Source organism: Bradyrhizobium sp. 40, assembly GCF_023100925.1.
Taxonomy (GTDB): domain Bacteria; phylum Pseudomonadota; class Alphaproteobacteria; order Rhizobiales; family Xanthobacteraceae; genus Bradyrhizobium.
In genome coordinates, this window is record NZ_CP064688.1 from 1329056 (window position 1) to 1346651 (window position 17596).

The 17596-nt window shown below is 64.7% G+C and carries 19 protein-coding genes and 1 riboswitch; of the genes, 5 read left to right on the forward strand and 14 right to left on the reverse strand.

The features are described from left to right. Nucleotides 1-104: 104 nt before the first annotated feature. The 3 genes from thiS to IVB40_RS06265 form a co-directional block, all read right to left on the reverse strand. Nucleotides 105-302, reverse strand: coding sequence for a sulfur carrier protein ThiS (gene thiS / locus IVB40_RS06255; RefSeq protein ID WP_135175802.1), 198 nt, complete (start codon nucleotides 300-302; stop codon nucleotides 105-107). Continuing rightward, nucleotides 293-1318, reverse strand: coding sequence for an FAD-dependent oxidoreductase (locus IVB40_RS06260; protein WP_247401750.1), 1026 nt, complete (start codon nucleotides 1316-1318; stop codon nucleotides 293-295). The genes thiS and IVB40_RS06260 overlap by 10 nt, the downstream gene beginning before the upstream one ends. Then, nucleotides 1306-1434, reverse strand: a riboswitch (TPP riboswitch). (Overlaps the previous gene by 13 nt.) 52 nt (nucleotides 1435-1486) lie before the next feature. After that, nucleotides 1487-2035 carry a transglycosylase SLT domain-containing protein gene (locus IVB40_RS06265; RefSeq protein WP_247818373.1) on the reverse strand — a complete coding sequence of 183 codons (549 nt, stop codon included), beginning with the start codon at nucleotides 2033-2035 and terminating at the stop codon, nucleotides 1487-1489. Nucleotides 2036-2280: 245 nt separating this feature from the next. Between IVB40_RS06265 and IVB40_RS06270 the strand changes: the two genes are divergently transcribed. Both IVB40_RS06270 and IVB40_RS06275 read left to right on the forward strand, forming a co-directional pair. Beyond that, entirely contained in the window at nucleotides 2281-2511 is a 231-nt protein-coding gene (locus tag IVB40_RS06270) for a hypothetical protein (protein WP_247358580.1), read from the forward strand. Between the two features lie 285 nt (nucleotides 2512-2796). Continuing rightward, nucleotides 2797-3342 carry a PRC-barrel domain-containing protein gene (locus tag IVB40_RS06275; protein ID WP_027570651.1) on the forward strand — a complete coding sequence of 182 codons (546 nt, stop codon included), beginning with the start codon at nucleotides 2797-2799 and terminating at the stop codon, nucleotides 3340-3342. 184 nt (nucleotides 3343-3526) lie between these two features. Here IVB40_RS06275 and IVB40_RS06280 read toward each other — a convergent pair whose 3' ends face one another. The 9 genes from IVB40_RS06280 to IVB40_RS06320 all read right to left on the reverse strand — a co-directional run bounded on the left by IVB40_RS06280 (nucleotide 3527) and on the right by IVB40_RS06320 (nucleotide 13807). After that, nucleotides 3527-4741, reverse strand: coding sequence for an ABC transporter substrate-binding protein (locus IVB40_RS06280; RefSeq protein WP_027570652.1), 1215 nt, complete (start codon nucleotides 4739-4741; stop codon nucleotides 3527-3529). A 165-nt stretch (nucleotides 4742-4906) separates the two neighbouring features. Then, a complete protein-coding gene (locus IVB40_RS06285) occupies nucleotides 4907-5737 on the reverse strand; it encodes an ABC transporter permease (protein WP_247818374.1) in 831 nt (276 codons plus the stop codon). Further along, nucleotides 5734-6996 (reverse strand): ABC transporter permease, encoded by a 1263-nt coding sequence (locus IVB40_RS06290; protein WP_247818375.1) that lies wholly within the window; start codon nucleotides 6994-6996, stop codon nucleotides 5734-5736. Before IVB40_RS06290 ends, IVB40_RS06285 begins: the two co-directional genes overlap by 4 nt. Nucleotides 6997-7029: 33 nt before the next feature. Then, nucleotides 7030-8079 (reverse strand): ABC transporter substrate-binding protein, encoded by a 1050-nt coding sequence (locus IVB40_RS06295; protein WP_247818376.1) that lies wholly within the window; start codon nucleotides 8077-8079, stop codon nucleotides 7030-7032. A gap of 86 nt (nucleotides 8080-8165) precedes the next feature. Next, on the reverse strand, nucleotides 8166-9290 hold the full coding sequence (locus tag IVB40_RS06300) for an ABC transporter ATP-binding protein (protein ID WP_247460257.1): 1125 nt from the start codon (nucleotides 9288-9290) through the stop codon (nucleotides 8166-8168). A gap of 134 nt (nucleotides 9291-9424) precedes the next feature. Then, entirely contained in the window at nucleotides 9425-10993 is a 1569-nt protein-coding gene (locus IVB40_RS06305; RefSeq protein WP_247818377.1) for a DUF4403 family protein, read from the reverse strand. A 57-nt stretch (nucleotides 10994-11050) separates the two neighbouring features. Then, nucleotides 11051-11701, reverse strand: a complete 651-nt coding sequence (locus tag IVB40_RS06310; protein ID WP_247818378.1) for a LysE family translocator — start codon at nucleotides 11699-11701, stop codon at nucleotides 11051-11053. Between the two features lie 216 nt (nucleotides 11702-11917). Then, the gene (locus tag IVB40_RS06315; RefSeq protein ID WP_247818379.1) at nucleotides 11918-12556 is read right to left on the reverse strand and encodes a PQQ-binding-like beta-propeller repeat protein; all 639 of its coding nucleotides are present in this window, start codon (nucleotides 12554-12556) and stop codon (nucleotides 11918-11920) included. 30 nt (nucleotides 12557-12586) lie between these two features. Beyond that, nucleotides 12587-13807, reverse strand: a complete 1221-nt coding sequence (locus IVB40_RS06320) for a helix-turn-helix domain-containing protein (RefSeq protein WP_247818380.1) — start codon at nucleotides 13805-13807, stop codon at nucleotides 12587-12589. A gap of 146 nt (nucleotides 13808-13953) precedes the next feature. Here IVB40_RS06320 and IVB40_RS06325 point away from each other — a divergent pair, with 146 nt between their 5' ends. Then, the gene (locus IVB40_RS06325) at nucleotides 13954-14748 is read left to right on the forward strand and encodes a DUF899 domain-containing protein (RefSeq protein WP_247818381.1); all 795 of its coding nucleotides are present in this window, start codon (nucleotides 13954-13956) and stop codon (nucleotides 14746-14748) included. Beyond that, entirely contained in the window at nucleotides 14741-15034 is a 294-nt protein-coding gene (locus IVB40_RS06330) for a hypothetical protein (protein WP_247818382.1), read from the forward strand. The genes IVB40_RS06325 and IVB40_RS06330 overlap by 8 nt, the downstream gene beginning before the upstream one ends. On the opposite strand, the gene IVB40_RS06335 is transcribed toward IVB40_RS06330, so the two are convergent. Together IVB40_RS06335 and IVB40_RS06340 are read right to left on the reverse strand one after the other, a co-directional pair. After that, nucleotides 15010-15417, reverse strand: coding sequence for a c-type cytochrome (locus IVB40_RS06335; protein ID WP_247818383.1), 408 nt, complete (start codon nucleotides 15415-15417; stop codon nucleotides 15010-15012). The two genes, IVB40_RS06330 and IVB40_RS06335, sit on opposite strands and share 25 nt — an antisense overlap. 113 nt (nucleotides 15418-15530) lie before the next feature. Continuing rightward, a complete protein-coding gene (locus IVB40_RS06340) occupies nucleotides 15531-16238 on the reverse strand; it encodes a L,D-transpeptidase (RefSeq protein ID WP_247818384.1) in 708 nt (235 codons plus the stop codon). A gap of 274 nt (nucleotides 16239-16512) precedes the next feature. On the opposite strand from IVB40_RS06340, the gene IVB40_RS06345 reads away from it, so the two are divergent. Then, nucleotides 16513-17565 (forward strand): glycosyltransferase family 1 protein, encoded by a 1053-nt coding sequence (locus tag IVB40_RS06345; RefSeq protein WP_247818385.1) that lies wholly within the window; start codon nucleotides 16513-16515, stop codon nucleotides 17563-17565. Nucleotides 17566-17596 lie beyond the last annotated feature (31 nt).

Here is a 17596-nt window from a genome sequence, read left to right on the forward strand (position 1 = left end):
CCAGTACGCCGCGGCCGTGCGGCTGGAGCCGAGACGCCGCGGCGTACTGGATCGCCCGGTCAAGCCGGGCGATGACGGCGGAGTGTTTGGCGAGCGCACCATCTTCACCCTCCCTGCCGCGGCGTGATGATCTCGATCTCGTCGCCGGCCTTCAGCGCCGTCTCGGCCCAGCGGCTCTTCGGCACGACGTCGTAGTTGAGCGCGATCGCGAAATGGGTGCCTTCGTAGTCGAGCTCGCTGAGCAGCGCGTCGACGCTGGCCGAATTCACCTCGCGTTGCTCGCCGTTCACGATCACGCGCATTGCATCACCTCATTGTCGATCTGGCCGCGCTCGACAAAGCTCAGCGTCAGCTCGGCCAGAACAGGCGCGATCAGGAAGCCGTGGCGGTAGAGGCCGTTCACGCTGATCGTGCCGTCACGGATGCCGATGCGCGGCAGATTGTCGGGAAAGGCGGGGCGCAGGCCGGAGCCGAATTCGACGATACGGGCCTCGCCGAAGGCGGGATGAACGGCATAGGCCGCGCCCAACAGCTCCAGTGCCGAGCGCACGCTGACGCCGGTGTCCTCGGCCTCGATCGAGGTCGCGCCCAACATGAACAGATTGTCCTCGCGCGGGATCACATAGAGCGGCCAGCGCGGATGGATCAGCCGCACCGGGCGCGCGAGCTGCACCTCGGCGGTCTCGATCAGGATCATCTCGCCCTTGACGCCGCGAAGCTCCGGCTGCTCGTCGCGCGCAGAAAGGCCGCGGCAGTCGATCACGATGCCTTCAGGATCAAGTTTTGCGAGTTCGGCCGCGGCGACATCACTTTCGAATTTGATGGTGCCGCCGGCGGCGCGGATGCGCTCGTGCAGTTTCGGCAGCACGCGGCGCGGCTCGACATGACCCTCGGTCGGAAAGAACAGCGCGTCGCGGAAGCGGCCTTCGAGCGACGGCTCGAGCTCGGCAAGGCCGGCGGCATCGAGCCGGCGATGGCCTTCGGTCATCCGGGCGAAACGCTCGAAGTCGCTGCGCTCGCGCGGGTGGGCGACGACCAGCGAGCCGTTGAAAGGCGTGTCGGGCAGCTCGCGCCGCCAGATGTCGAGCGAGCGCAGGCCGAGGCGGCTGATGACGGGTTCGGAGACTTCCGCCTCGCAATAGGGCGCGAGCATGCCGCCAGCCCAATGGCTGGTGGCATCGGTCATGTCGGCGTCACCGCGCTCGTGCAGGGTGACGGCGTGGCCGGCCTGCGCGAACAGCAAGGCCTGCCAGGCGCCCGCAATGCCTGCGCCGATGATGGATACCGGGGAATCCGGTCGCTTGGTCGTCTGCAACATCCCTGTCCCTTCGCCGGCATGACCCGGATCAGGTTCAAAGGGTCACCGCGGTCCTGGGCGGATTTGCCCATTTAGCGGTATCTCAGCTCCTCCTCGGAGCACCCCTCGGAACGGCTCTAATGTATGCCAGCAGGGCTGGGTGGTCAACGCGCTTGGTGCGAACCGCGCTTACCTGGGCGCCTGCGCCCGGGCGTTGCGGACGCGCTGGGCGAGCTTGCGGTGCGGGACGCTGCCGAACATCGGCTGCGGATTGCCGTTTGGCTCGAGCCAAGGGGCGCCCATATTGGCCTCGCCCATATTGGCGACCTGCACGGCCTCCTGCCGCTGGCGCTTTGCGGCGTAGTAATAGCCGCCGGCGAAATAACGAACGGCCCGGGCGTGATCGCCACTGGCGGCGTGATAGGCGCCGGCGAGATATTTCACGGCATAGGTGAGGTTGGTATTGGGATCGCGCAGGCCGGCGGCGTCGCCGGTGTAGCCGACCCCGCGGGCGGTCGCGAGCTTGATCTGCATCAGCCCGATGGTGCCGCCATGGCCGACCAGGCCGGGCTGGTAGCGGCTTTCGCGCATGATGACGCGATGCACCAGCGCCTCCGGCACACCGTTGGCGCGCGCATGGGCCGCGACCATCTCGGCGTACTCCGCTTGGCCCGCGAATGCGGCCTGCGGCGCCGTCAGTCCGGCCGCGAGCAGCGCGGCAACATGTAAAATTTTCATCAGATTTCCCGGAGGTCCCTGAGACTGATTGAAGGCCTGCGCCCGGCTGCCGTTTAGGCCTCCCGAACGCGGCGATGATGTGACCAAACGCCGCCGCTAATTTTTTCGCGGCGTCGAGCCGCAGTGACGACTCAATGCTGGCGCCAGAGTTCCCTCAGGCGGACAAACTCGCGACAGCAGGCCTGTCTATTCGCATGTGCGGACGAAAGCGAGTATGTCACGGCCAGCGAATCGGGAGAGGTGCCATGACAAAATCAACCATGGTCAAAGCCCACAGTGGCGACATGTCGGAACACGATTTGCCCAGAAACAACCCCTGTGCCCAATGCGGCACGCTGATCCCGAGGCCCGACTGGATCGAGCCGGGCGAAGGGCGTGTCTCCTATCTCTGGACGTGCCACGCCTGCAATTATCGCTTCGAGGCGATTGCGATCTTCGACGAGGCCGCCCTCGAGCACCCGCCGCTCGCTGCCTGAGTTTAGGCCGCAAGCCGCGGCTGCTGCCATGCCTGCAATTGCATCCGCACGATCAGCCCACGCGGCTCTCGGCCGTGCAGCGACAGCTCGCCGCCATATGCGATCGCGCGCGCCGCGTGATCATCGAGGGGATCGTGCGCTGCAAAATGTTCCTGAGTGACTTAGGAACAATCGCACGCGGCTTCGATACTCGCGCAGCACGCGACGAAATTGCAGCACGCGCGGAACTGGGACTGATCCGAGCTGTTTTCTCCGCACGAGTTTTCTGCTGAAGGAGAGGACAATATGTTGATGAAATCGATCGCGGCCGGTCTCGCCGGTACCGCACTGCTCGCAACCGTTGCGTTCGCGCAAAATCCGACCGCCACCACCGACAAGGCGCCGGCTGCCGCCGCCTCGACGACCACCACGACCGCGTCGGGACAGTGGCGTACGTCCAAGATGGACGGCATCAAGGTCTATAACGACGCCAACGAGAACATCGGCTCGATCAACGATCTGCTGATGGACAAGAGCGGCAACATCAAGATCGCCGTGATCGGCGTCGGCGGCTTCCTCGGCCTGGGCGAGCATCTGGTTGCCGTGCCCTATGAGAAGCTGAAGTTCGTCAACGAGGCCGTCGCCTACACCGGCGCTGCCGGGAACAACCCGAACAGCGCAGCCAACCGGCCCGCGGCGACCACCACGACGGGTGCCGCGACCGGCACCGACAACAAGCCCGCGACGACAACGACGGCCACGTCCTCGTCGAAATGGTATCCGGACCACGCCGTGTTCAATGCGAGCAAGGATGAGCTGAAGAACATGCCCGAGTTCAAGTACTCGGAGTAACGCGGCTCTGAACGGCTAAACGAAGCGCGCCCGGTTTTTGCCGGGCGCGCTGTCGCGTGTTTTTTCGCCTCCGGTCATTGCGAGGAGCTGTCATTGCGAGGAGCTTGCGACGAAGCAATCCAGGCTGCCACCGCGGAAGCATTTCTGGATTGCTTCGCTTCGCTCGCAATGACGGAGAATGCCCCTAGTTTCCCTTCACCAGCGGGCAGCCGCCCTTGTCCAGCGGACGGAAGGCTTCGTCGCCAGGCACGGTGGCGATCAGCTTGTAGAGGTCCCACTCGCCCTTGGAGTCCTCGGGCTTCTTGACCTCGAACAGATACATGTCGTGGACCATGCGGCCGTCGATGCGGATCTTGCCGTTCTTGGCGAAGAAGTCGTTGACCGGCGTTTTGCGCATCTGCTCCATCACCTTCGGTGCCTCGTCGGTCTTGATGGCGTCGATCGCCTTCAAATAATGCATGGTCGCCGAATAGAGCCCCGCCTGGATCATGGTCGGCATGTGGCCGACCTTCTCGTTGAAACGCTTGGAGAACGCGCGCGTCTCCTCGTTGGTGTCCCAGTAGAACGCGTCGGTGATGATCAGGCCTTGCGTCGACTTGATGCCGAGCGAATGAACGTCGGTGATCTCCATAAGCAAGGCGATCATCTTCTGGCCGCCCTGTACCAGGCCGAACTCGGCCGCCTGTTTCAGCGCATTGGTGGTGTCGCCGCCGGCATTGGCCAGCGCGACCACCTTGGCTTTGGAGGCCTGGGCCTGGAGCAGGAACGAGGAGAAGTCCGACGAGTTGAGCGGATGGCGGACCTCGCCGAGCACCTTGCCGCCGCTCTCCTTGACGACGTTGGCGGCGTCGCGCTGCAGCGCCATGCCGAAGGCGTAGTCGGCGGTGACGAAGAACCAGGTGTCCTCGCCGCGCTTGACCATGGCCTTGCCGGCGACGTTCGACAGCGCATAGGTGTCGTAGGTCCAGTGCACCGTGTTGGGCGAGCAGGCGACGCCCGTGATATCGGATGAGCCGCCGCCGGAATTGATGTGGATCTTGTTCTTCTCGCGCGTCAGCGCCGAGATCGGCAGCGCCACCGACGAGGTCGGCACGTCGAAGATCGCGTCGACCTTGTCGTTGTCGTACCAGTTGCGGGCGATGTTGACGCCGACGTCGGGCTTGTTCTGGTGATCGGCGGAGACCACTGCGACAGGCTTGCCCGCGACCTTGGCGCCGTAATCGGCGACCGCCATCTCGACGGCAGCGAGCGAGCCTTTGCCGGTCGCGTCCGCATAGAGGCTCGACATGTCCGTGAGCACGCCGATCTTGACGACGTCGTCGGAAATCTGCGCCTGGGCCGTGCCTGACGTGGCGGCGAGAGCGAGCCCGGCCGCGATCGCGGCGATGAGTTTTTGCATTTTGTTTTTCTCCCTCAGCGTTGTTGTTTGGGCTTTGTTGCGGGAGCCGTTCTAACGACAATCGGTCGCGGGAGCAAAGCCCGGAATGCGCGAGGAGGGTTGAGAAATAAGCAGGGCGCTGCGGTGTTTTTGCCCTCTCCCCGCAAGCAGGGAGGGGGAGAAGTCTCACGCGCTGCTGCCCTTGAGCCGTTCGTTGCGTCGGCGCAGGCCTTCCAGGGTGGCGAGCAGGATGACCGAGACCGTCGTCAGGATCACCGCCGCGGCCGTGATGGTCGGGCTGATGTTCTCGCGGATGCCGCTGAACATCTCGCGTGGCAGGGTCCGCTGTTCCGGACCTGCCATGAACAGCACGATCACCACCTCATCGAAGCTGGTCGCGAAGGCGAACAGCGCCCCCGATGCCACGCCGGGCAGGATCAGCGGCAGGATCACGCGGCGGAACGCGTCGAGCGGCGAGGCACCGAGCGAGGCGGCGGCGCGCGCCAGATTGGTGTCGAAGCTCTGCAGCGTCGCGCCGACCGTGATCACGACGAAGGGCGTCGCCAGCGCGGTGTGGGCCAGGATCAAGCCGAGATAGCTGCCGGTCAGTCCGATCGGCGCGAAGAAGAAATACAGGCCAACCGCGGTGATGACCCCGGGCAGGACGACCGGCGATAGCACGAAGGCCAGCACGAGCGGCTTGAACCGGCTCTTCCACTGCGCCAGCCCCAGCGCCGCCAGCGTGCCAAGCACCATCGACAGCAGGGTCGAGGCCACACCAATGATCATGCTGTTCTTCAGCGAATTCATCCAGCGCGGCGAATTGATGAAGTCGTCATACCAGCGCAGGGAGAGGCCCGGCAGCGGATAGGTGAGGTACGAGCCCGAGCTGAAGGACAGCGGCATGATCGCAAGGATCGGCGCGATCAGGAAGATGAACACCAGCGTGGAGATCACGATGGTCGCGGTCCACGCGATACGCTGGCTCGGCGTGTGGATTGAGGAATTGTCGCTCAATTCTTCATCCCTCCCGTGACCTGCTGTCCCTGCACCAGCTTTCCGTAGACGAGCGCAAGCAGAACAGTGGCGAGCAGCAGCACCGCACCCAGTGCCGAAGCAAGGCCCCAATTGGCCGTCTCGGTGGTGTAGAGCGCGATGAAGTAGCTGATCATCTGGTCGGCGGCGCCGCCGACGAGTGCCGGCGTGATGTAATAGCCGAGCGCCAGGATGAAGACGAGCAGGCTTCCCGCGCCGATGCCGGGCAGGGTTTGAGGCAGGTAGATCCGCAGGAAGGCGGTGAGGGGTGGTGCACCGAGCGAGGCGGCGGCACGCATGTAAGCAGGCGAGATTGCCTTCATGCTGCTGTACAGCGGCAGGATCATGAACGGCAGCAGGACGTGGGTCATGGCCACGCAGACACCGAAGCGGTTGTAGATCAGGCGCAACGGCGCGTCGATGATGCCAAGCCAGAGCAGACTGTCGTTCACCACGCCTTTGCCCTGCAACAGAACGATCCAGGCGCAGGTGCGGACCAGCAGCGACGTCCAGAACGGCAGCAGGACGAAGATCATCAGCAGGTTCGACCGGCCGGGCGGCAGCGCCGCCAGCAGGTAGGCGACCGGGAAGCCGAGGATCAGGCAAAGTGCCGTGACGCTGAGGCTGATGAGGAAGGTGCGGGCGAACACGTCGCGGTAGATGGCCTGATCCGGCGGGGCTGCGATAATCGCGCCGTCCGCGTTCCGCGTCAGATCGAGCGCCGACAAAAGGTAGAAGCCAGTCATGGGACCACGGGCATCCTTGATCGTGGTCCAGGTGGCGCGTTCGCGCCAGGCCGGGTTGATCTTGCCGAGCGTCTCCCTCGCCGTGCCGGGCTCGGGCGCAGTCTTCAGATTGCGCGCGGTGGTGGCCAGGATGGTGCGGAAGCCGTTCAGTACGTAATTGAGCCGCTTGGCCGCAATCGCAATGGTGCCGGAAGCGCGCGCCGCCATGATGTCGCCCGCCAGCGCCGCGTAGGCCTTTTCATCCGGCAGATCCCTGCCGTCCCAACTGGCGAGAGCCGCGATGGTCTGAGGCAGAACCAGACGCACCTCCCGGTCATCGACGGCACGCCACAGCATGCCGGCGATGGGCCCAGCGAAGGTGAAGAGCAGGAAGACGAGAAGCGGCAGAATGAGTGCCAGCGCCTTGACCTGGCGTGCGCGCTCCGCTCGCCGCAATCGGCGCTTGAGCGGCACCTCGGTCGACGCATCGGCGCCGGTCAGGAGCGCATCCGTCATTCGTGTTACCTTCGGTCGAGCCCTGCGGGCGCGCTATTTCGCGGCCCATTTATTGAAGCGCTCGGTCAGGCGGTCGATGTTCTCGAGCCAGAAGGCAACGTTGATCTCGACCGCATTCTTGATGTTGTCAGGCGCTGTCGGCAGGTCCTTGAGAACGGCAGGCGCGAGCAGGGCGGCTGCGTCCTTGTTCGAGGTGCCATAGGCAATGTTCTCCGACAGTTTCGACTGGTTCTCCGCTTTGCCGACGAAGTCCAGGAACTTGTAGGCCGCGTCCTTGTTCGGGCTGCCTTTCAGGATCACCCACGTGTCAATGGTGAAGAGCGCTCCGTCCCAGACCATGCCGAAATTCTTCTTCTCGTTCTTGTTCGCGGTGTCGATGCGGCCATTGTAGACCGAGGTCATCGCCACCTCGCCCGAGGCGAGCAATTGCGGCGGCTGGGCGCCGGCCTTCCACCAGACGATGTCGCCCTTGATGGTGTCCAGCTTCTTGAACGCGCGCTCGATGCCCTCGTCGGTCGCCAGCACCTTGTAGACGTCCTTTGGCGCGACGCCGTCGGCCATGAGGGCGATCTCCAGCGTCGTCTTCGGACCCTGACGCAGGGCACGCTTGCCCGGGATCTTCTTGGTGTCGAAGAAGTCGGTCCAGCCCTTCGGGGCCTCCTTGAGCTTGTCCTTGTCGTAGCCGAGAACGAAATCGTAGAGGATGGCGCCGACGCCGCAAGCGTTGACTGACGGCGGGATATAGGCGGCCTCGCCGCCGATCTTCGAATAGTCGAGCTTTTCGAACAGGCCTTCCTCGCAGCCAACCGCCAGTTCGTCGCTCTCGACCTGGACGACGTCCCAGGTGGCGGCACCACCCTGCACCTTGGCGCGCAACACGCCGACGCCGCCGTCCCAGGATTCGTCGTTCATGGGCACACCGGCCGCTTTCTTGAACGGCTCGAAATAGACCTTCTTCTGGGCATCCTGATACGCGCCGCCCCACGACACGACGGTGAGGTCACGCGCCTGCGCGACCGTGGCCAGCGCCGCGCTGGCGGTGAGTGCGGCGGCGAAACTCAGGACAATCTTGCGCTTCAGCATGGTCTTGTTCCTTCTTCTTCACGTGAATTGCTTTGAGCTTGGTCGGTGCAGGTCTGCCCGCGCTGGAGCGATGCTGCATGGTTGGATCAGACGGGGTCGAGGGCCAGGCAGTCCTCCGCGCGGAAGGTGATGAATACGTCATCGCCGGGTGTAAGGCTGCCAGCTCTCAGGCTGCCATGCGTCCCCGGCTGAAGCTTGACCATGAACTCCTTGTTGTCGGCGACGTCGAGCACGGCCAGCGCGTGGTCGCCGAGATAGATGGTGTTCTGCACCTTGGCTGGCAGTCGGTTGGGTTCGTCGCTGGAGGTGCCATCCAGAATAATGGCGATCCGCTCCGGCCGCACCGACAGCGAGGTCGATGCGCCCGTGCCCGATACGTTGACCGCGCGTGCGGTCACGGCGCCGCCGCCCGCCAGCGCAACGCGGCAATATTGTTTCTCGACCGTCTCGACGGTGCCGGACAGCACATTGTTCTCGCCGATGAAATGGGCGACGAAGCTGTTCACCGGATGCTCATACAGCGCGTCGGGCCTGTCGATCTGCTGCACGATGCCGTCGTTGAACACGGCGATGCGGTCCGACATGGTGAGCGCTTCACTCTGATCGTGGGTGACATAGACGACGGTGATGCCCATCGTCTCGTGCAGCTGCTTGATCTCCAGTTGCATCTGCTCCCGCAGGCGCTTGTCCAGGGCGCCCAGCGGCTCGTCCATCAGCACGAGTTGCGGATTGAAAACCAGAGCGCGGGCCAGCGCCACGCGCTGCTGCTGGCCGCCGGACAGCTGCCCGGGCCGCCGCTGCGCCAGGGTTTCCATCTTGATCATGCGCAATGCCGCTTTGACACGATCCTGCGCTTCGGCCTTGTTCGTGTTGCGAACCGAGAGCGGGAAGGCGATATTTTCCGCAATCGTCAGGTGCGGAAACAGGGCATAGTTCTGGAACACCATGCCGATGTCGCGCTTGTGTGGCGGCACGTTCTTGATCGGCCGGTCCGCGAGGTAGATCTCGCCCTGTGTCGGAACCTCGAAGCCGGCCAGCATCATCAGCGTGGTCGTCTTGCCCGATCCGGACGGGCCGAGCAGGGTGACGAACTCGCCCTTCCTGATGTCGAGATCGAGGTTCTTCACCACGAGGTGCTCGCCATCGTAGGTTTTCTGAATGCCGGAAAAGCGCACCAGCGCCGGCGCAGGCGTGACCATGCCGGCTTCCATGTCGTCCTCGCGTTATCAGCTACGATGCTGTCAGGACCTCGTCTGAGGTTGTGAAGAGCAGCTTAGCATCCTCCGACCAGAATGCCAGCGGCGCAAGCGACGGCGCGAACGGATCCGTTGAGGAAAGGCGCGCGCTACATTCCCGACAGCTTGGTGACGTACACATTGAGCGAGCCGCCGGCTTCGGCGACGATGCGCAGCGTCTTGGAATCGAAGGCGATGTCGGCGAGAGTGAGGCTGTCGATCTTGGCATCGACCTTGAGGCCGTCCTCGTTCTTCTGGTAGTCGGCGATCGCGGCCGCGATCTTCTCACGGGCGTTGGCGGCGATCGGCTTCAGGTCGAGAGACGCCTTCTGCACCAGCGCCTGCTGCATCTGCGGCACGACCGCGCGCGCCGCCGCGCCGAGCAGGCCGAAGGCCGCCTCGGATTCCACCGCGAGCTGGATATCGGCGAGTCGCAGCGTCTGCTGCGCCTGGTCGAGCATCGGCCGGCCCCAGATGTGCACGGTCGCTTCGGCGCCGAGACCGAGCCAGCTCTTCTTCTCCTTGGCGCGCACCAGCAGCGAGATCAGGAGGCGCTCGCCAGACGGGACCACGTTCACGCTTTTCACCGTGACGTCCACGGGACCGGAGCCGTCCTCGGGATAGGTGTGGCCGACCATCTGCGCCGCGATCAGCTTGTTGATCTCGGTGAAGGGCACGTCGATAGGCACGCCGATGTTCAAGCCGGTGCCGGTCGGCGGCACGATCGAGATCTTGTCGGGGAACGGACACTCCGGCTTGGACGGTGTCGAGATCACGCGCGTCTCGAGCTCGAGGCCAAGCAGCAGCGTCACGTTCTGTGCGTCGACGCGCGGCTGCGCCGCGATGGCGCGGGTCGGCTTCATCTCGAGCCAGAGCGGCGGCAGCGCGGCGGAAGACCCCGAGCCTTGCAGCGGAATCGAGCGGCAGGCCTTGGCCCATTGTAGCTTCGCATTCTCCCGCAGCGACGGATCGTTGCGGATGCGCTCGGAGACGATGTTGATCTGCTCGCCGACGTTCTTGTCGATCAGCGGCTTCACCTGCGCCGGCACGTTGACCTTGGCGCCGGCGACGTTGAGGTTGGTGTCGCCGAGATTGACCTGGGCGCCGAGATTGGGCTCGAGATGCCAGTTCGCGGCGAGCTTCGGGCGCGAGGTGATGACCACGTTACCCTTGATCTCGGCGCTGGCATTCAGGTTCTTGATGTTGACCGCGCCGATTCGTTTCGCCGCGTCACCGCCGAGCACGCCGCTGAGCGCGTCGCCGAGCGCGCCGGTGGCCTTCGAGGACAGCGATCCCGTCACGTTCAGCTTGCCGCTGAGTGGCGTCGAGATCGTCAGCACGTCCTTGTCGCCGGCAGCCGCCATCGGCCCGCGTACGGCGGACCAGCCGATGTCGGCGTTCTCCAGGATCTGCGAGATCGGGTTCTCGGCCTTCCCCGCGAAATTACGCGGCGCGGCCTTCTCGGCCTGCTCGCGGATCGCCGACACCGCGATGGCGACCGGTGCGATCACGATCGAGCTCTTGGAGGCCGGCGGCAGCGGCGGCAGTTGCGCGACCGGAGGCGCGGAATTGGTCGCGCGCGGCGACAGCCAGTCCATCGCCTTCAGGCTGATGAAGAACGACGCCGCGAGCACCGCGATGGCGATCAGGATAGTCTTCAAGTTCAGCGTTAGTCGCATCAATCCCCCAGGCCGCCCGGAGCGGAAGTCTACAGGGCAGGCGAGGAGGGCGCTAGCCTAGCGCGTGGGCGCCGGGGCGCTACGATCAACGAAAAGCAACACTGCAATGGCCAGCATGACAGCGCCAAGGATGCCTTCTTGTAGCTTGGCAAACCAGGCATTGCGGGAAAGCCAGCCGCCAACGTTGGAAGCGCCAGCGGCGATGCCGACATAGACGACGCAGCCAAGGGTCTTCGAGACTACTGCAAGAATCAACAGTTGTTCCCAGACCGGACCAACAGTGTGATCAGTGAATTGGGGCAGGAACGCCGTCATAAACAGGAAGACCTTCGGGTTGAGCAGGTTCGTAGTGAAGCCCTGTATGAAAGCAGCTCGGTGTGCGCCTGCCGGCGCCGCGCGTGCTGTATTCTTATCGAGGCGAATACTCCGCCAAAAAGCGCGAACACCAAGGTATGCTAGGTAAGCCGCACCGAGCAATCTCACGGCGGAGAACAGTTCCGGTGAATGCTGGAAGATTTCGGCGAGACCTAGAACAACAAGCGGTATTTGGATGAATCCGGCAAAGAATGTCCCCAAGACGCTCATGAAGGCAGCTCTAAAGCCTTGCGTCATGCCGCGCGTGAGCGTCAACATCATGTCCGGACCTGGAGTAATGTTCAGCACCAGCGATGCAAGGGTGAACGCGAGCAGAACGTGAGCGTTGAACATAGAAAGGGATACCGTGAAAAGGAATGAGCAGTATGAGATAAGTAGTGCGGAGGCCGACTGTCAATCCATTCATCGGTTCAACCCGCATTGGGGCGAGCGTCTTTCGTACGCCCCTTAGGAATGTGGCTAGGCACTCACGTCCGCATGATCGCAGCGAGCGCAACAGCCAAGTGTCGGCAAGCCATCTTGAATAAAGCTGTGGGGCCCATCCTGAGATTAGCCGCGCCGGGGACGGCGGACGGCTCTCACATTGCCGCGATTTCCCCCGCCGCAGAACAAGTGATCGCCGCCGTCGGACTCGAGCCCTGAGACCATGGCACCTGAAGGCAGGTCGAGCTGCTCCAGCACCTTGCCCGTCTCGGGGTCGATCCGCCTGATGTCGCTGTCCTCGCCTTCCCAGGTGCCGTGCCAGAGCTCCCCGTCGACCCACGTCACCCCGGTGACGAAGCGCTTGCTTTCGATGGTGCGGAGAATCGTTCCCGTCTGGGGATCGACCTGATGGATCTTGCGCTCCCGATACTGTCCGACCCAGAGCGAGCCCTCGGCCCAGGCCAATCCGGAATCGCCGCCGCCGCCGGGGGCAGGGATGGTGGCGAGCACCTTGCCGGTCGCAGCGTCAATCTTCTGGATGCGGTCCTCGGCGATCTGGAACAGGTGGCGGCCGTCGAACGCCGTTCCCGCATGCGCGGCGACATCGATGGAGCGGGTGATCTTGCCATCGGCCGGGTCGACCGCGTTCAATCTGTCGCCGGATGCGAACCACATATGGCTGCCGTCATAGGTGACGCCGTGCACGGCTTCGACCCCCGCAAAGGGTCCGTATTCCCTGACGATCTCGGCGGCTGAACGTTTCATCTGCTCGGTCCCTGTGGTGTGAATCCCACTTTACGTCTTCATGAGCGGTCCGGGGAGTAACAAGCCTGTCGGGAAACCCGGGACGGGCGGCGTCATCCAGCGCCGCGCCCGTCCGTGGCCGAAGGACTGCACCTTGTTCGATCGCGCCAGCTCTTCGAGAGCGCGTTGCACGGTGCGCGCGCTCGTTCCCAGCGCCAGCGCGAGCGCCGAGCTCGACCAGGGCTCGCCGTCGGAAAGGAAGGCGAGCACATTGGCGTGCTTCTCCTCGACGGGCCGTGCGAGGACGAGAACCTGCCACGTGTTGTGCGGCGTCAGCGCAAAACCTTGGCTGGTCGCGCTGACATCGGCGAGGGGCTTGAGCTTGGTGCGGAGCCGCCCGATTTCGACGCGCAGCCGGGCGCGATGCGATTCATCGACGTGCCTTGCCTGAAACGCTCCCGTGATCAACGCTTCCCGCGAGACGTCCGCGGGCCAGGCCTGCGCCAGGATGCGGGCGAGCGCGAACAGCACCGGCCGCCTTCCGAGCGGCACGAGGATGCCTCGTCTGCGAACCGCGTGATGGAACGTGTCCACCACGAGCGCCTCCGATGTCGCGAGGTCCTCGACCTCCTCGAGCCGCAACGGCCGTTCGTGCCCGCGCGTGATCAGGCGCGCTGCGGGCGTGTCGAGCACGTGGCTCGCGCTTTCGACCTCGGCTGCAAGCGCTGGAATGCCGGCCTGCCGTGCTGCGCTCGCCGCGCGCCCGAGCGCCGCGCGCGCGTCTTTGGTTCGGAGCCGCCTGATGGCGATGCCGGCGATCACGAGCTCACGGGCGACCTGCGAAGCCGGGGACAGCGGCGTGGAGTTGATCTCGGCCAGCGTGCGTTCGGCCTCGTCGAGGCGCCCGAGAAGGAGAAGTCGGCGCGCCTCGATGTGACCCGCATGGGCGGCGTTGGCGAGGTCGCCGTGGCTTGCAAGCGTCGCTCGCGCCGCCGCGAGCGTGTTGGCCGGCCAATTCAGGTCGCGCGAGACGAGTGCGATCTCGGTTTCCGCGACCACGCACCTGGCGCGCGCGACCGCCTCTCTCGGGCCGAAGGCGCGCGCGGCGCTGCGCAGCAATGTCTTTGCCTTTGCGAGATCGCCGAGCTGCGCCATCGCGATACCGCGCAGCGCCAGCGAAGGTGCATCGTTGCGCAGTGCGACGCGGTTCAGCGCGCCGAGCGGATCGCCGGCTTGGAGCGCGCGGGCCGCCGCCGTGATCAGCGACTCCATTCAAATCCCGCCACACTTGTTACTCCCACCACGCAACCGTCCGGTGCGAGAGATCGTTGACGGCCGACGATGTGCGGCGAGGGACGAGCGGTTCCGGATCTCGCATCGCGAGATACGGAACGGCCGCCCGGGAAAGTTGGAGAGCCATGATGACATCAGCTGACAACGCAGGAAACAACGGACAGGCCGCCATGCAAATACCGCCGGTGGTGTCGCCGCAGGACTGGGAGGCCGCCCGTCAGCAACTGCTCGTAAAGGAAAAGGCGCATACCCGTGTCCGCGACGCCCTGGCCGCCGAGCGCCGGCGCATGCCGTGGATGGAAGTGACGAAAACCTATGCCTTCGAGGGGCCCGGCGGCAAGGTCAGTCTGCACGACCTGTTTCAGGGCCGGCGGCAACTGATCGTCTACCGCGCCTTCTTCGAGCCGGGCGTGTTCGGCTGGCCGGATCATGCCTGCCGCGGCTGCTCCATGGTGGCCGACCAGGTCGCCCATGTCGCGCATCTGAATGCCCGCGACACCACGCTGGTGTTCGCCTCGCGCGCACCGCAGGCCGATATCATCAGGCTGAAGCAGCGGATGGGCTGGACCATACCATGGGTCACCGTCACCGACAGTTTCGATGCCGATTTCGGCGTCGACGAATGGCACGGGACCAACGTGTTCTTCCGCGATGGCGACCGCATCTTCCGCACCTACTTCGTCAAGAGCCGCGGCGACGAGCAGATGGGCGGCACCTGGAATTACCTCGACATCACGCCGCTGGGACGGCAGGAGGTCTGGGAAGATTCGCCGAAGGGCTATCCGCAAACGCCGACCTACAAATGGTGGAACTGGCACGACAGCTACACCGAAGGTGCGGCACCCGACAAGAAATGGGTCGAGATCTCGACCGCCGGCGAGAAGGCTTTTCGCGAGGAGGCCGCGGAAGGACGTGACTAGTCCCGTCAGCGCAACTGTCGGCGCGAGCCGCAACGGCGTGGTGGCCGCGCGCCACCTCGCCAGATGGCTGCGGCTGGTGGCGACCCCGACCTTCGCCATCATGGCCGTGCTGACGGCCATGCTCGATGGCCCGGCGGACATGCTGTGCGGCTCCGGACATGGGGCGATGCTCGGAGGGATGGTGCCGATGTATCTTTTGATGAGCGCGTTTCATTCGGCGGCGTGGCTGAGGCTGATTGCAGAGCGGTGGGGCCGGTGGCTCTACCGCGAAGCCGCCTGCAAATAGGCAACGACCTTCGCCGCTTCCTCCGCCGAGACGCCGCCATAGGGCTGCATCTTGTTGCCGGACACGACCTCGTCCGGCTTGACCATGAAGCGGGTCAGTTTGTCCTGGTCCCAGACGAAGCCGGCTTCCTCCATCGACGAGGAATAGTTGTAGTTCGGCAGCGAGCCGGCCTTGCGTCCAACGATCTTATTGAGGTTGGGGCCCAGACGATTGTCGCCCTCCTTCACCGAGTGGCAGGTGCGGCAGGAATTGTTGAAGGCCTGCTGGGCTGCGTCGTCGCTCGCCGGCTGCTGTGCGAGCGAGGGCGCGGACAGCAGCAGCGTCAGTGCGCCGGCGATCGCGCGGAGCCAAGTGCCTTGCGGCGATTGCGGACGTGATTGCATTCGCGCCTCCATTGGGGATCGCGCCGCAGCACGCGCGCGCATCGGGATGCCGAGGGCAAACGAAAACGGCCCCGGTGGGTTCCGGGGCCGTTTGCGTCACAATGTCCTGTCGCTTACCGCGTTGCGGCTCCGAGATCCGCGCGGCGTTCCGTCATCGGCAGCACGATCACCTTGGTGCCCACGTTGACGCGGGAGTAGAGATCCGCGACGTCGTCATTGGTCAGGCGGATGCAGCCGGAGGAGACGTGCTTGCCGATGGTGTCGGGCGCGTTGGTGCCGTGGATGCGGTAGATGGTGCCGCCGAGATACATGGCGCGGGCGCCGAGCGGATTGCCGGGGCCGCCGGCCATATGGCGCGGCAGATAGGGCTGGCGGGCGATCATTTCCGGCGGCGGGGTCCAATCCGGCCACTCGGCCTTCTTGGTCACCGACTGGGTGCCGGACCAGGTGAAGCCGTCGCGGCCGACGCCGATGCCGTAGCGCATCGCCTGGCCGTTGCCGAGTACGAGATAGAGGTAGGTGTTGGGTGTATCGATGATGATGGTGCCCGGCGCCTCACGCGTCGCGTAGGAGACGGTCTGGCGGCGGAAGCGGGCCGGCGTTTCGACGGCGTCCTGATCTTCGGACGGCGCGGCCTGATAGGGCGTGGCTTGATAAGGCTGATACGGCTGCGGCGCCGCGATCGGCGGCAGCGGCTGGAAGAACGGGAAGAGCTGCACGGGCGCGGCCTTCACCGGGCCGGCGAACGCGATCGCGGTGACAGCCACTGCGCCAAACGCAACGGCGCGCGAATAAGTCTTCAACGTCTCCAGATTGATCATTGGTCGCCCCTGTTTGCGCGGTGTTTCTTGGTCACCCCGGCACCGTTTCGGTGCTCTGTTGCCTAGATCACTAACGAAAAGAAGTTTCGGGACGTTTGCGCGGAAAACCGAAAACGGCTTCATGCCGGCAAGGATTGTTTCATGACGGTTTCGTGGCTGCGCGGACCCGTTAACGAACAAAACAGCGGGCCGACACTTCCATGACGTCACACGCCTGAAATATCCGTGGTTGATGGTCCAAAGCCGAGAATCATAAAAATCTCGGGATTTCCCCATGCGGGTATTAATCGCGACTGACGCCTGGCATCCGCAGGTCAACGGTGTGGTGCGGACGCTGACCTCGCTGGCTGGCGCGGCCAAGGCATTGGATGTCGAGATCGACTTCCTGACGCCGGACGGCTTTCGGTCGTGGCCGCTACCGACCTATCCGGGGCTGCGCGTTGCGCTGCCGAGCGGCAAGGAGATTGCGCGGCGGATCGAGCAGGCGGCGCCCGAGGCGCTGCACATCGCGACCGAAGGGCCGATCGGCTGGGCGGCGCGGGCTTATTGCCGCCGCAACCGGCTCGCCTTCACCACCTCCTACACCACGCGGTTTCCCGAATATGTCTCGGTGCGAACCGGCATTCCCGCGAGCGTCGGCTACGCCGTGCTGCGCCACTTCCACGATGCCGCCGCGATGACGATGGTCGCGACGCCCTCGCTGCGGCAGGAACTCTCCGAGCGCGGCTTCAAGCGGCTCGGCTTCTGGACCCGCGGCGTCAACACCGAACTGTTCCATCCTGAGTCTTCGGCCAGGCTCGATCTGCCCGGGCCGATCTTCATGACGATGGGCCGCGTGGCGGTGGAGAAGAACCTCGAGGCGTTCCTCTCGCTCGACCTGCCCGGCACCAGGGTCGTCGTCGGTGACGGCCCGCAGAAGGCCGCGCTCGAAAAGAAATATCCCGATGTGGTCTTCCTCGGCGAGAAGAAGGGCGCCGATCTGACCGCGCATCTCGCCGCCGCCGACGTGTTCGTGTTTCCGAGCCTGACCGACACCTTTGGTGTCGTGCAGTTGGAGGCGCTCGCCTGCGGCACGCCCGTGGCGGCGTTCCCGGTGACTGGTCCCAAGGACGTCATCGCCGATCATCCGATCGGCGCGATCGACCACGATTTGCGCGCCGCGTGCCTGCGCGCGCTCACCATGTCGCGCGAGACTTGCCGCAATTTCGCGCTGGAGCGCTCCTGGGAAAATAGCGCGCGCCAATTCGTCGGCAACCTCACTTCACTTCAGCCCAGCCGCGCCTTGCGCGCCTCGCCCGTCATGGCGCGGCGGCCGGTGCGCGGTTGACCCAAACGTTTTGAACCACAGCGAGAACCTC

Excerpts from the sequence above, each read along its gene's own strand:
- thiS (WP_135175802.1), bottom strand. The coding sequence starts at position 302 with ATGCGCGTGATCGTGAACGGCGAGCAACGCGAGGTGAATTCGGCCAGC.
- IVB40_RS06260 (WP_247401750.1), bottom strand. The coding sequence starts at position 1,318 with ATGTTGCAGACGACCAAGCGACCGGATTCCCCGGTATCCATCATCGGC.
- IVB40_RS06265 (WP_247818373.1), bottom strand. The coding sequence starts at position 2,035 with ATGAAAATTTTACATGTTGCCGCGCTGCTCGCGGCCGGACTGACGGCG.
- IVB40_RS06270 (WP_247358580.1), top strand. The coding sequence starts at position 2,281 with ATGACAAAATCAACCATGGTCAAAGCCCACAGTGGCGACATGTCGGAA.
- IVB40_RS06275 (WP_027570651.1), top strand. The coding sequence starts at position 2,797 with ATGTTGATGAAATCGATCGCGGCCGGTCTCGCCGGTACCGCACTGCTC.
- IVB40_RS06280 (WP_027570652.1), bottom strand. The coding sequence starts at position 4,741 with ATGCAAAAACTCATCGCCGCGATCGCGGCCGGGCTCGCTCTCGCCGCC.
- IVB40_RS06290 (WP_247818375.1), bottom strand. The coding sequence starts at position 6,996 with ATGACGGATGCGCTCCTGACCGGCGCCGATGCGTCGACCGAGGTGCCG.
- IVB40_RS06295 (WP_247818376.1), bottom strand. The coding sequence starts at position 8,079 with ATGCTGAAGCGCAAGATTGTCCTGAGTTTCGCCGCCGCACTCACCGCC.
- IVB40_RS06300 (WP_247460257.1), bottom strand. The coding sequence starts at position 9,290 with ATGGAAGCCGGCATGGTCACGCCTGCGCCGGCGCTGGTGCGCTTTTCC.
- IVB40_RS06305 (WP_247818377.1), bottom strand. The coding sequence starts at position 10,993 with ATGCGACTAACGCTGAACTTGAAGACTATCCTGATCGCCATCGCGGTG.
- IVB40_RS06310 (WP_247818378.1), bottom strand. The coding sequence starts at position 11,701 with ATGTTCAACGCTCACGTTCTGCTCGCGTTCACCCTTGCATCGCTGGTG.
- IVB40_RS06315 (WP_247818379.1), bottom strand. The coding sequence starts at position 12,556 with ATGAAACGTTCAGCCGCCGAGATCGTCAGGGAATACGGACCCTTTGCG.
- IVB40_RS06320 (WP_247818380.1), bottom strand. The coding sequence starts at position 13,807 with ATGGAGTCGCTGATCACGGCGGCGGCCCGCGCGCTCCAAGCCGGCGAT.
- IVB40_RS06325 (WP_247818381.1), top strand. The coding sequence starts at position 13,954 with ATGATGACATCAGCTGACAACGCAGGAAACAACGGACAGGCCGCCATG.
- IVB40_RS06335 (WP_247818383.1), bottom strand. The coding sequence starts at position 15,417 with ATGCAATCACGTCCGCAATCGCCGCAAGGCACTTGGCTCCGCGCGATC.
- IVB40_RS06340 (WP_247818384.1), bottom strand. The coding sequence starts at position 16,238 with ATGATCAATCTGGAGACGTTGAAGACTTATTCGCGCGCCGTTGCGTTT.
- IVB40_RS06345 (WP_247818385.1), top strand. The coding sequence starts at position 16,513 with ATGCGGGTATTAATCGCGACTGACGCCTGGCATCCGCAGGTCAACGGT.